This is a genomic window from Vibrio vulnificus CMCP6 (assembly GCF_000039765.1).
GTDB lineage: Bacteria > Pseudomonadota > Gammaproteobacteria > Enterobacterales > Vibrionaceae > Vibrio > Vibrio vulnificus_B.
Genome location: NC_004459.3, coordinates 2505252 through 2518973, shown reverse-complemented (window position 1 = coordinate 2518973; position 13722 = coordinate 2505252). Strand labels below are relative to the sequence as shown.

The 13722-nt window shown below is 39.0% G+C and carries 11 protein-coding genes and 1 pseudogene; all 12 read right to left on the bottom strand.

All coding sequences use genetic code 11. From position 1 onward, the window contains the following. Window positions 1-82: 82 nt before the first annotated feature. Window positions 83-253, bottom strand: coding sequence for a hypothetical protein (locus tag VV1_RS24840; RefSeq protein ID WP_005500224.1), 171 nt, complete (start codon window positions 251-253; stop codon window positions 83-85). A 532-nt stretch (window positions 254-785) separates the two neighbouring features. Next, window positions 786-1319, bottom strand: a complete 534-nt coding sequence (locus VV1_RS11745; RefSeq protein WP_011080332.1) for a P-loop NTPase family protein — start codon at window positions 1317-1319, stop codon at window positions 786-788. 170 nt (window positions 1320-1489) lie between these two features. Next, on the bottom strand, window positions 1490-2002 hold the full coding sequence (locus tag VV1_RS11735) for a GNAT family N-acetyltransferase (protein WP_031791505.1): 513 nt from the start codon (window positions 2000-2002) through the stop codon (window positions 1490-1492). 135 nt (window positions 2003-2137) lie between these two features. Further along, complete coding sequence (locus tag VV1_RS11730; protein ID WP_011080330.1) at window positions 2138-2497, bottom strand: VOC family protein; 360 nt, start codon at window positions 2495-2497, stop codon at window positions 2138-2140. 181 nt (window positions 2498-2678) lie between these two features. After that, a complete protein-coding gene (locus tag VV1_RS11725; RefSeq protein ID WP_043921010.1) occupies window positions 2679-2912 on the bottom strand; it encodes a hypothetical protein in 234 nt (77 codons plus the stop codon). A 636-nt stretch (window positions 2913-3548) separates the two neighbouring features. Next, window positions 3549-4013: an ASCH domain-containing protein gene (locus VV1_RS11720; RefSeq protein WP_043921009.1), complete on the bottom strand. Its 465-nt coding sequence runs from the start codon at window positions 4011-4013 to the stop codon at window positions 3549-3551. Between the two features lie 765 nt (window positions 4014-4778). Beyond that, a pseudogene (locus VV1_RS25535) lies at window positions 4779-4991 on the bottom strand (hypothetical protein). Between the two features lie 594 nt (window positions 4992-5585). After that, complete coding sequence (locus VV1_RS11715) at window positions 5586-6023, bottom strand: hypothetical protein (RefSeq protein WP_039470159.1); 438 nt, start codon at window positions 6021-6023, stop codon at window positions 5586-5588. Window positions 6024-6183: 160 nt separating this feature from the next. Continuing rightward, window positions 6184-6780: a class I SAM-dependent methyltransferase gene (locus VV1_RS11710; protein WP_011080328.1), complete on the bottom strand. Its 597-nt coding sequence runs from the start codon at window positions 6778-6780 to the stop codon at window positions 6184-6186. A 610-nt stretch (window positions 6781-7390) separates the two neighbouring features. Then, window positions 7391-7801, bottom strand: coding sequence for a hypothetical protein (locus tag VV1_RS11705; RefSeq protein WP_043921008.1), 411 nt, complete (start codon window positions 7799-7801; stop codon window positions 7391-7393). 1375 nt (window positions 7802-9176) lie between these two features. Then, window positions 9177-9644, bottom strand: a complete 468-nt coding sequence (locus VV1_RS11700) for a GNAT family N-acetyltransferase (protein WP_021276192.1) — start codon at window positions 9642-9644, stop codon at window positions 9177-9179. 305 nt (window positions 9645-9949) lie between these two features. Continuing rightward, on the bottom strand, window positions 9950-13720 hold the full coding sequence (locus VV1_RS11695; protein ID WP_011080325.1) for a DNA replication protein: 3771 nt from the start codon (window positions 13718-13720) through the stop codon (window positions 9950-9952). Window positions 13721-13722: the final 2 nt, after the last annotated feature.

Here is a 13722-nt window from a genome sequence, read left to right as displayed (position 1 = left end):
CCTTGAACTGAAAATGCCAAGCGTTGGGAATCACTCTTAAATGCTTTGTTATGTGCTATCTACACTTGCCTAGCTAGAAAACCTAGAAATGCGATAAAGCCCAAATAATAGCGGCTACCCCAACCAAAGTGGATTTGATCAATGCGCTTAAAGAAATGTTCCTCAAGTAGCAATCCGATCCCTGCTGGGTTGGGTTTAGTTTGATGCTTTTCTCAATCAAACGACGCCTCTCACTGTCAACATTACCTTTCATATCAATTCCTTACTAAAGCTCTAATCTCGGTTTCAAAATTAGTGAAAACATCCCTTTTGGTCAACTACGCAGGAACCAATGGACAGAAAAACGATCGAGCACAACGACCCCTTAATAGGGCGTTATATAGCTACATAACTCGGGAAATAACTAACTTGGTATTTAGACAACAAGGTGGTACTCTAAACAAAAATCAGCGTCTGTTCTGAGGTTTTTTTTCACCTAAAACAAATTGATAGATGAAAAAATCATCAAAAAACAGACTAAAATCTAGCTCTTTTTTAATTCAGAAATGTGACATTAATCACCATATGCAAGCGCAATTAACAGACAATATCAATTAATTTTCCCACAATACCTCTGCCTAAAGCCCCTTTAATTTATTAGTAAAGGAATGTTTGCACACTTAGCACATAACGCTGCGTTAAGGGGTGAGTGCCGCCTAAAACAGCTTTCCGCAGACCACTTTCACCACAAAAACTCACTGCATACCAAAAATGCCACGCGGCATGAATCCCTCTTAAACGCCTTGTTATGTGCGCAGCTCATCGATGAACACCCTAGCCTTTTTCGGGCTAGTTACTCTAACGAACTTTATGTGGCTATACCTCGGGTCATTAAGTAACTCTGTATAACGAATACGATTTGTTTTATACGTTTTCAATGTCCAGAGAATAATCGAATCTTTGCTAAGAAACGACTTTTTGAATGACTCAACATTGCCCGTTTTACCCCACAGTTCCTGTTTAGTCACAATACGAGTTAACGCTCGTTTCACAGCTTGAAATAACGTCCTAGAAAAGGAATAGTCCACCCAAATGATGGTGTCAGCCCTAGCCCATTTGATTTCGGCTGTCCGGCTATAGTTACCATCAAGCACCCAATGTTCGCCACTTAGACTCTCAGTTAGATTTGCGTAGAACTCTTCATCTGTAGACTCTTGCCAATTTGGCTTCCAAAATATCGCATCCATTTCCAAATATGGGTATTTAAGCTTGCTAGCAAGTTGGCGACTGAAAGTACTTTTACCACTACCACTTGTACCTATTACATTAATTCTTTTCATCACCAAACCTGATTTCTTTCCCTAGCACATAACGCTGCGTTAAGGGGTGAGTGCCGCTCAAACCAACTTTCCGCAGATCACTTTCACCACCAAAACTCACCGCATACCAAAAATGCCAAGCGGCATGAATCCCTCTTGAACGCCTTGTTATGTGAATTTTTCCAGCGCGCTCAATACACACAACCATTAAACTCAATAACTTGATTGCTTAGAGCGTGACCAACATTGTAAGCTTTAACCATGCCTCCACGGTAGACAAACTCGTTCCAATTTTTCTGCTGCATATCGTAGTAATGAATAGGACAAACTAACTCTGAATACCCTGAACTTCGATATACATCTGGCTCATAAGCGAAGAGAAAAGAATGAGTTACACCAAAAGACACCAAGTATTTATCCAGTTCTTTTACGATAACCTTGGCTAAACCCAGACCACGCTTATTTGCTGCAACCGCTATACCGCCAACTATGCCTGCTTTGAAGTTGATGGAGCCCTGTGACATTAACCGGCTATAAGCAAAACCGGTAGCAACAATCTGACTATCGTCTTCAATGAGAACTGCACAAACGAATTCTTGGTTAAAATTAACTGTAGAATCTTGACCAAAAACTGAGTTTAGATGTGCATTAAGTGACGCTTCATACGCCTCAATTTCACCACTTTTGACGACTGATATTTTCAAGATGAGCTCCATTCACATAACGCTGCGTTAAGGGGTGAATGCCGCATAAACCAACTTTCCGCAGACCACTTTCAACACCAAAAACCACTGCATACCAAAAATGCCACGCGGCATGAATCCCTCTTGAACGCCTTGTTATGCGCGTGCTTCAGACCAAACAGCAAATTCATTGCCACCTGGCTCTACAAAATGAAAACGACAACCACCAGGAAACTCAAAGATTGGACGGATGATATCGCCGCCATTTTTCACAACTTTATCCAATGTGCTTTCAATATCTGAACTAAAGAAAACTAAGAGTGCGCCACCATTTTCAGTACGACTAGAATGCTCAGATTTGAAAAAACCACCATCTAAACCTTCATTTGAAAAAGCTGCGTATTCAGGCCCATAGTCAACAAAGCTCCAGCCAAAAACCTTTGAAAAGAATGCCTTCGTTGACTCCAAGTCTTTCGCTGCAAATTCTACATAATTGAGCTTTTCATGCTGATTCATTGTTAACTCCTGTCATTTTTCCAATTAGCGCATAACGCCGCGTTAAGGGGTGAATGCCGCACAAACCAACTTCCCGCAAACCACTTTCACCACCAAAACCAACCGCATACCAAAAATGCCACGCGGCATGAATCCCACTTGAACGCCTTGTTAGTTGCGCAGCTGATGTTTGCCAAAGAACTTAGTCCAAGTAGTCTGGCGTGCTAAGGTTGGTGCCACAAACCTTACATTTATAATCACCTGTTGGCTCACCTTCCATCAAAGCACTTGCTATTGCAGCAAATAACCCAGAAAAGAAACCTCTTGCTTCAGTTTTAGGTTCTGTTTTTGAAAAGCTCTCATACTTATGAACCGTAACTTTTTTGCAGTTACAACAGAACGCTTTTGTTTCCTCAGCGCCGTAAGCATGTACCACTTTGCTTCTCCTTTGATACGAATTTATCTTCTAGCAACTAACGCTGCGTTAAGGGGTGAATGCCGCATAAACCAGCTTTCCGCAGACCACTTTCACCATCAAAACTCACCGCATACCAAAAATGCCACGCGGCATGAATCCCTCTTGAACGCCTTGTTATGTTTAAGACTCAAAGGATTAAGTTTTACGATACCAAGAGCTTAACTCGACTTACCGTTGAAAACCAAAACCAGAAGCTAAAAAACTGAATTAACTCATAAATTTGATTTTACTAACATTGAGTTTTAGCGTGAAAAACCGAAAACTGGAACTCTAACTTTGGAATTGAGAACACCTCACTCTCCTCGCCAACACACTGGACTTCAATGAGGCAGTTCTCCGAATTTTTCGCGCCCGCGAATAGGAGTCCAGAAAACAGCGACCACTGAAGTTAGCTTGCCGACAAGGGAAAAACTTGAAAGCTACGTGAACAAAAAAGAGTGCAAACAACTGATTTTACGTGATTAAACATAACGCTGCGTTAAGGGGTGAATGCCGCCTAGACCAACCTTCCGCAGACCACTTTCACCACTAAAACTCACTGTTTACCACAAATGCCACGCGGCATGAATCCCTCTTGAACGCCTTGTTATATTTTTATTTGCACACTACTTTGAACTGCTCTAGTACCAGCAACATATCTTCCGACGGTGATATTCCTAACACTACGCACTCTTTTGAGAAGAAGTTCCAATGCGCCTCTCGCCACCAAGCCAGAGTCTTGTCACCCTCACCTTCTAAAGCAGCGAACTCCGGTGTTACTTCGCTGTATTTTTGCTTGGTTACAGACGTCATTTCTATAATACAAATCGGTATACCATCCCAATTTGTCACGACTTGAAGGTGTCCAACAACCGGCATTGGCTCGCCTTTTTCACTGTACCAATAGTCTAAGCTGCATGATGCACGCTTTTCACCACGAAGGATTAACTCGGCACAGAGATTAGCATTGTGTTCATCTGCACAGAAATAGTCTGAGCTGAACGAAGTGTATTTGGAAGCGACCTCATCAGGTAAAGAGTTCAGATATTGTTCCAGGTAAACTCTACTTCTTTCATCCATGATTTCGACTCGAAAATTGATTAAAAATATAACGCCGCGTTAAGGGGTGCAGGCACGCAATACAAAAGCTACCGCACAGCGACTTAATCACCGAACCCAACGCAAACCGAAAATGCCACGCGTGCCAAATCCCACTTAAACGCTTTGTTATGCTTAAGCTTCAATGGGTTACGTTTTTCTGGGAACAAGATTAACTCGACTTTGATTCAGAAACAAAAGCCAAAACTTAGAAAACTGAAATGAATCATAGTTTTGATATTCAGGTTAGGAATTTTGGCAAATCTAGTTTGAAGTTTGAAAGCCTAGAAATGGATTTCTGATTGAGCCACCGCCCCAACCTCGCGCTTGCCCGAGAATTGAATGAGGCAATTCTCTGAATTTCCAGCGCCACAGAATAAGTGTCCGAAAAGCAGCGTTCAAAAAAGCCAACTTGCCGACAAACTCGAAACTAACAAGCCGAGGGAACAAAGAAAAACCATAAACCACTGATTTTAGGTGATTAAGCATAACGCCGCGTTAAGGGGTGAGTGCCGCCTAAACCAACTTTCCGCAGACCACTTTCACCACCAAAACTCGCCGCATACCAAAAATGCCACGCGGCATGAATCCCTCTTGAACGCCTTGTTATGCTTAAGCTTCAATGGGTTACGTTTTTCTGGAAACAAGATTAACTCGACTTTGATTTACAAACAAAAGCCAAAATGTAGAAAACCGAAATGACTCATAATTTTTGAAAATCAGGCTTGGAAATTTGGCTGCTAAAACTCAAAAACCTAAGTTCAAAGTTCTGATTGAGCCAACTGCCCTAACCTCGTGCTTACCCGAAAATTGATTGAGGCAATTCTCTGAATTTTCAGCGCCAAAGAATGAGTGTCCAGAAAAGAGCGCCCAATGAAGCTAACTTGCCGACAAACTCGAAACCAAGTAGCCGAGGGAACAAAGAAAACCATAAACCACTGATTTTACGTGATTAAGCATAACGCTGCGTTAAGGGGTGAGTGCCGCCTAAACCAACTTTCCGCAGACCACCTTCACCACCAAAACTCACCGCATACCAAAAATGCCACGCGGCATGAATCCCTCTTGAACGCCTTGTTATGCTTAAGCTTCAATGGGTTACGTTTTAATAGAACCAAGATTAACTCGACTTTGATTTACACACAAAAGCCAAAACACAGAAAACCGAAATGACTCATAGTTTTGAAAATCAGACTTTAAAATTTGGCTGCTTAAACTCAAAAACCTAAGTTCAAAGTTCTGATTGAGCCAACTGCCCTAACCTCGCGCTTGCCCGAGAATTGATTGAGGCAATTCTCTGAACTTCCAACGCCAAAGAATAAGTGTCCGAAAAACAGCGCCCAATGAAGTCAACTTACCGACAAGCACCAAACAGAAAAGCTAAGGGAGCAAAGAAAAACCATAAACCACTGATTTTATTTGATTAAGCATAACGCCGCGTTAAGGGGCGCAGGCACGCAATACAAAAGTGACCGCATAACACCTTAACCACCAAAACCGACGCAAATTGAAAATGCCACGCGTGCCAAGTCCCTCTTGAACGCCTTGTTATGCTTACTTTAGCTTCACGACTTTACCCGTCAATGCAACGCCAGCGACCATTGTCCCAGCACCACATTGAAAAGTGTCAACGCTTGAAGTTAGGTTGTTTTTGTAGTTGGATTTGATATCAACGACCGCGTTACCACCTTCTTTGATTGCTCTTTCTTTCAGTACTATCATGGCCGACAAAAAGACCCAGTTACACGCCTCTTCATCTGTTTTATTAAATGCATTTGTCTTTTTGTTCGTTTTGAACTCGCCAAACTCTGCCACAACTTTAGGAAATTTCTGTTCTCCAAAGTAAAACTTTACATCTGTACCTAGCTTGTTTTTTGCGGCCTCTGAGCTCAGAGCGTTTTCTATGGAATATGAGCCAATATCATCTCTAGCAAAAGTGTAAGAAGAAAAGAGCATTAGAGAAGATAGTGTCAGTATTGCTATATTTTTCATATTGTTAAACAACCTTAGTTAATAAAAATTTGATTGTAAGCATAACGCTGCGTTAAGGGGTGAATGCCGCTTAAACCAGCTTTCTGCAAACCACTTTCACCACTAAAACTAACCGCATACTAAAAATGCCACGCGGCATGAATCCCTCTTGAACGCCTTGTTATGTACGTTTTACGGCAATCACTGAAAAGATATGCCAATGCTTAGGATATCCAATCCTTGTTGCGCCAGGCTCATCACGCTCTTTGAAACTGACTATTTCAAACTCTTTAAACAAGAGCTCAACTTGTTTTTTACTCAACGGCGCCGTAGGTAAACGATAATTCGTTGCCCAACTATCTCTGGGCCCCATAAAATCACCGACAAAGACACCACCAACCGCAATAGAAGAGGCAATTTTACGCCATGTATTTTTAAACTCTAGCGGGTCAGCAAAGAACAAACTTGAGTTTGCTATCACTATACCAGCAGAAGGATATTTGAAAGACTCAAATGAACACTCTGAAAGTTTAACCAGTGGTTTGGAACTAAACCTTTCAGAACATATCGCAACAGAGTCTGGGTTAATATCAAAGCCATACACCTGATAACCTTGCTGCTCTAGATACGCTATCTCACTTCCCGTTCCACAACCGCAATCGACAGCGGTTTGCAGTCCAGACTGATTCAACTCAATTGCGATTTCAGTGCGCGAATTGTGGGGGCGTAACAATGATTTTTCGTAGTATTGACGCCAAGTTGCTAAGCTATCATCCATAAAGTTCAATATTCCAATAAAGTACATAACGCCCTGTTAAGGGGTGAGCAACGCAATACCAATGCCGCCGCATACCACCTTAATCACTTAAACCAACGCATAGTGAAGATGCCACGCGTTGCGAATCCCTCTTGAACAGTTTGTTAACTGAGCGCCTTTCAGTTTTCGCCGATTTTTCAGCCACTTTCGCCAAAGCTCGTTTTGCTAATTAATGATTAGCAAAGCTAACTCAAATATGTGTTTAACAAAAAAAATACCGTTGATCTTTAGTTTGAAATGCGTCTCACAACACCATACTTCGGCGATGTAAGTGCGCCGAACTAATCGCGAACGCCTTATATTATTAGAAGGCTTTATGCCGCCTTTCACATCAGTAAACTTAAGTACCAAACTGAAATTAGTCGCATTACCTCAGCTAAGGAAACCGACCGAACACGCTAAACCTCCGAACCTAGAAACCGTATCAATGTGCTTTCGTATTTTCTGCGCCAGTTAACGCCTTGTTAAGGTGTGAGGCACGCAATACCGAAGCTCCCGCATACCACCTTAACCACTAAAACTAACGCATAGTAAAAATGCCACGCGTGCCGAATCACTCTTGAACAATTTGTTATATTTTTTTTGCTTCCAAGTAAGCTCTCCAGAGATCCTGTTTTTGAGGTCTAGGCAATGGGATTTCATACTCAAAGGTTGTGCAATCGATTTGGACCTTCATACGTTGTACAGCAAGCCACGCCATAAATTTATTATGATTATTTAGGAATCCTGCACTACTTAACACATCATATTTATTGAGAAACACTGCTTTTTCCCCCTCTTCTAACTTTGCTGGCAAAGAGGTGGATAAAGAGTTTAGCTCATTTTGCATATGAAAGGTCGAAATTGAGATTGGTAAAGATCTTGGAAGCTTATATTTCCACGCGTATGAATTGATTGTTACTTTGCGCAATCCAGTATTTTTAACGTTCAAAGCCAAAGCCAAACCGTCACCACTAGAAACATTAACAAAGCAGTAATTCATGTCTACATCAATCTTAGGCTTATCTTTTCTTTTGCATAAGTGTAAGCCTTGAACGAAATGTAAAGAGACAAAAAAGCAATTATTGGAGATACAATAGCAGAGAACCACGATGAGAAACTATTCACGCACTGCCAAGTACTACAAACTTCAATACTATCAAACATATTTCACCAAAAAATATAACGCCCTGCTAAGGGGTGAGCAACGCAATACCAAAGCCGCCGCATACCACCTTAATCACTAAAATCAACGCATAGTAAAAATGCCACGCGTTGTGAATCCCTCTTGAGCAGTTTGTTAGTTTGCAGACCCAAAAGGTTGATTTTACGTTGTTTTAAACTTTGCGAACAATAAACTTTATGTGCTTTGATGCACCTAAGTCAGGCTTCGTCTCAAAGCGGCTAGTCAATGAAACCACGTGGAACAAACAACGCCGCAGAAAACGAACTCACAACACCAAAAAGCGCTTTTAGAAAACCAATCTCACAATGCGGACTTTCAACAAAGTCACTGAAACCACGTGAACTTGCCACACCTGAGAAAGCATCCTTTCAGCAAGTAAATCGGCTTTTGTACCAACAAACTCACAGAGCAGAGTTTCAGCAAAAAAGTTCGACTCAATGACCCCAAACTCACAACACCAAAGAACAAATTTACCCTTGAAACGATGCCAATTTTGGATTTTTACCACGCTAATTAACACTGAAATTGAACGCCAATACGACAATTTCAACTTTGAGCCTTTACACTAGATCTTGCGATATAGCTGCATTTTTCCTCTTGCAAACTAACGCCGCGTTAAGGGGTGAATGCCGCACAAACTAACTTCCCGCAGACCACTTTCACCACAAAAAATTGCCGCATGCCAAAAATGCCACGCGGCATGAATCCCGCTTGAACGCCTTGTTATGCTTAAGCTTCAATGGTTTAAGTTTTACTAGAACCAAGATTAACTCGACTTTGATTTACAAACAAAAGCCAAAACGTAAAAAACCGAAAAGACTCATAGTTTTAAACATCGGACTTTGAAATTTGGCCGCTAAAACTCAAAAACCTAAGATCAAATTGCTGATTGAGCCAGTCACCTTAACCTCGCACTTACCTGAAAACTGATTGAGGCAACCTTCTGAATTTCCAGCGCCAAAGAATAAGTGTCCCGAAAATAGCGCCCACCGAAGCCAACTTGCCGAAAAACTCGAAACCAACCAGCCGAGGGAGCAAAGAAAACCATAAACCACTGATTTTACATGATTAAGTATAACGCCGCGTTAAGGGGTGAGTGCCGCCTAAACGAACTTACCGCAGACCACTTTCACCACAAAAATCACTGCAAACCAAAAATGCCACGCGGCATGAATCCCTCTTAAACGCCTTGTTAGCTTACATTTTTCCACATTGTTTTTGACTGCTCTTGAAAACCCAATTTCGCATAGAAGCTTTGCGCATGCTTATTGAAAGCCATTACCTCAAGTCTAATTTGCTCTGCACCTTGAGATCTAGCCCAGTCGTTACAATGAGCCATAAGCTGAGAACCAATACCTGAAACTCTCGCTTTTTCATCGACTACGATTGTGCTAACACGACAAATAGGCGTTTTAACTAAGAATGGAATAGCTTCATTTTGAGTAACAGTAGCAGTCAAAAAACCAACAACATCACTATTAACGTCTGCAACCAGAAAGAGATTTGATTGATCATTTATAGTGCGAAGGAGAAACTCTTTTTCTTCAAACGATGGTTCAACAAATGCTTCTGGTGCATTCTCAAAGTGCATGACTCCAATCTGATAATTTAGACGTAAAAGCGAATCTATATCTGATGCTTGAGCTTCTCTAATTTTCAATTTTCATCCTTTGAATCTAATGTGTAAGCTAACGCCGCGTTAAGGGGTTAACATAAATGCATTAAATTTAATTAAATCTTACACTTACACCAGAAACATTGTTTAAAATTAAATTGTCATGTAGCAAATGTGTATCAATGATTTTAAATATCTCTTATCTAAAAATTAGCAAAAAGTAACTACTGAACTATAGCTAAATGTAGAAAAGCTTTATCAGAAACCCATATACATGTGTATGTGTAGTCAAAAATCACTCACTATATACATATTATTTCTACTCAACAACAACCTAAGTAGATGCCTAATTATCTGCTCTCAAGATAATCTCTTTTCTTTTCATCCTCGATAGACTTCAACTTATACTCAATTTGTTTTTCTACGTAGGATTTATGTTCAAGAAACCGAATGGAGTTAAAAAGTGGTAGTAAACTTTCAAGGAAATTCCTTTCTCGTTCCAAGATGGGGACTCGACTACCTGACCAAATCCGAGTAGTTAGTTCGCAATCTAACATTTTAAAGTCCTCGAACTTATCATTTTCTTTAAGGAATAACTCTAATAGTTCCCTCCTTGTTTCTTTGCTAAGGTAGTTGGCCGAGTCAAATAGAAAGCACATGAATGTAATGTCAGTTGCATTCTTAGTGATAACTCTACGAAAGAAATTATGTTTTTTTTGAATCATCTCTTCTGAGTCAGCTTTACTATTTTCTTTAGTAAACAATTTGCCAAATATATTATCTTTATACCTATAGGATTTCTCATTTTTTATATGAATATACTTCGCGTAGCCCTCAATCTCTTCAATATAGTTTTCTCTTTCCCACAAAAAATTCAACTCAGGCATATTGGTATGCAAGCATGGCCATCTTTCCTTTTCGTATATCTTATCAACCAAACTATATAAAAACTCAAACTTCCTATCCAGGATAAGTTTTAATGCGTCGCCAGAATAATCCCAGTAATTGCCTAAAACGTAAGCTGCTAGATATGCATCAAAAACCAATTCCACATCGGGTTCGAACATTTCAAACCACCTACCAAAAATACTGGAATTTTTACTAAAAATGTGCTCCAACGGCCTTGCATAGTAAGCATCTTCACGGGATTTATCTGTTAGAGATCTGACAATCTTTCTATATATAGAATCATCAACAGACTCATACTTATCCAAATAATTTAGCCAATCTTGCAATTCATTACTTGGTGTAGTCCTTACATGCTCTACTAATAATCTAGCATCATCTTCAACAATGTACTTCTCTGGTAATAATGCAAAATAGGCAGATAGCCATAATTTCCTCTTTCGATATTCTTTGCTGTTTAGCATTAAGAAAACATCTTTTTTCGATCGAGAATTAAATAGATCAATGATTATTAGATGAGGATTCACTTCAAAATAATCATCATAATCCATATACATGAGTACAATATCAGGAAAGAGTTTTGGTACTGATTCAGCCATTGCATGAAGACTCATTTCAATTCCATTTTTTAGAGAATAATCCCTATCTCTCCCCGATAGAGCATTATTCAACTCTTTACACCTATTTATGAAGTCAATGAAATCCGCCATAGAAATACCAGTAAAATACTCGACCAACCCCTTATGTCGATACTGGTTATACTCCTCATAACCCATTTCAAGTATACGCCGCTCATATCTGTCTTCAAGAATTAAGCGTGATATTTTAAGCGTTTCATTGAAGAAATCAGCGTTCCACTCTTTGGGATAGTTCAACTCTAAAGAATTAAGGTGCTCACAATAGTTTTGCATCATCATGCAGTGAGTTAAGTTATCTTTATCTAATTTTTTAATTAGATATCTCTCAATGAAAGGAAGGTCAGCCTCAGCCATATCAATCCCTTCATATCTTACCCTATCTACATATTTTTTAAATGCTTCAATGGCTAAAGAATTAAACTCATCTTTAGCTATTAAAACAGATAAGTTTGATATAATTTTTTCTCTTAAAGTGAGTAAGTATTCATCAGGGTTTAATCTAAAGGTAATAATACTTATTGAATCCCCTCTAGAGTACTGGTGATCCTGATGCTCGACTTTTAGCAGATAATTAGCTATTAATATAAAAAGGCGACTAAATAAGTGGTTTTCCCCGTTTTCCATTTTTTCAATCAACATGTCTACAATGAACGATTGTACATAGTAGCCATATCGAAAATCATCAGGCTTAAAGCTATAACACTCAGATAATAATCGCACGACAAAACCCAAAGATGTTCTGTTTTTAGAAAGATATTCTAGCAGCAACTCAAAAGACAATTTAAACTCTTGCTCACTATAAAATCTAAAACTTGTTAACAAGCTGATTATAGATGACTTACCTGCCTCGTGCTTAGACTCTTCATAAGATTCGTTTTTCCAATCAATCCAAACTTCCGGCATTCCTTTAATAATCTTTGATGAGTAAACTAATGCTTCAGTTGGTAGAGCAAACCAAAAAGTATTTAAGAATTCTACTGATTTATCTATCTCCTCATTTTTAGAAAAAACTTCAAAAATATCTTTGATCTCACTTCTAATCCCTGCAACAACTTTTCTTTGATCAAATGCACTTATGATGGGATTAAGTGAGTCAACAATAGTTCTGGTGTAGTCTGGATAAAAATATTTAACAATTGATGAAAATTGCATTATCTTCTTTTCAAAGACAGCTATATAAAAAAGATACGTAGATAGAACTTGGTCGGATATTTTTACCACTTCATTTTCATACAAATCTACCAATTCATTTTTATGTAAGATATCAACAAGCTCCCAAAACTCCTCAGCCTGAACACCGAAAGAGTTCTCCAGCAAACTCATTTGCTGTTCATTGAGTTTGTCAATCTTTCTAAAAAATGAAATAGCGCATGCTGCAAGAATTAACCTTTCATCTTCAATAATAAGTTTTACATTTTCATTTTCTCTAAAGTAATCTCTATACAAGGAAGTGACATTTTGAATGGATTGTATTTGATTCTTCTCAATTGCAACTTTTGATGCCATTACTGCCAATCTTGGATTACCACAGGATATTTCTTTTATTCTTTTTTGATATTCTCCATTTTTAATTCCAAACAATATTTCAGTCAGTTCTTTAATTTGTTCATCAGTTAAGGGCCTGATAACTTGCTCATCAAAAACTGTAAATTTTCTAATCTTTTCTATAATAGAAGTTCGTGCATAATCTCTCACCGTAGCAATAATACGAAAACTTCTACTTTCATCTTTTTCAGTTAGATAATGAAGAATATAATCAAGTCTATTATCTAATCTATTGGCATCATCAACAAAAATCAAATAATCTCCAGGCTCGCTAAAGTATGCAGTGATATCTCTTGTTAGGTCTGCACCTTTATCAAAAACACAAATGATACTGGTGTTTTTATTCTCTTGCTGAATTCGTCTTGCCAAAGTGACTGAAAATAACGTTTTTCCTAATCCTGCTGCTCCTGACACAAGTAGGAACTTTGAGGATTTCATTGTTCTAACCGCGCTACTCAACAAGTCATCACTGAACAACAGTTCATTGTCGATAGACGTTGTAAAATTGCTTCTACCGTACCTCTCTACAAAATCGTCAAGGCCCAACAATTGACCAGTATCTAAAGGTAAATCTAAATGAGTTTCTGATAAGACAGGATAGGAGTTTTTAATACTTAATGAAATTGAATCAAGTCCATTAAGCGTTAACATTACTCCTCTATCGTAACAAATAGTTCGGAGTTGGTTGATTTCTTCCGTTGATAATTTACCCGTGTAGCATATGATTATTTCGCTGATTTTGTCTACTGGGATACACGTTTTACTTACGTCAAAGCACTTTTCAATGTCGTTTCTTAGCTTATTCGCTAGACGATCCTGCTGAACTGTATACTCTAAAAAAACATATTTTCCATTTGACTGCATAAACAAACAGTCAGGCGTACCTTTAACTGTCCTGTTGGTAGTATCCATCATTCCGATTGGGTTAATATTTTCATACCCCTTCCTATGCAGCCAATCATCACAGAGCCGTTGAAACTTTCCGCCTTCCAGTTCCAATAACTTGGACTTAATCTGATTTTGGCTTCCCATTA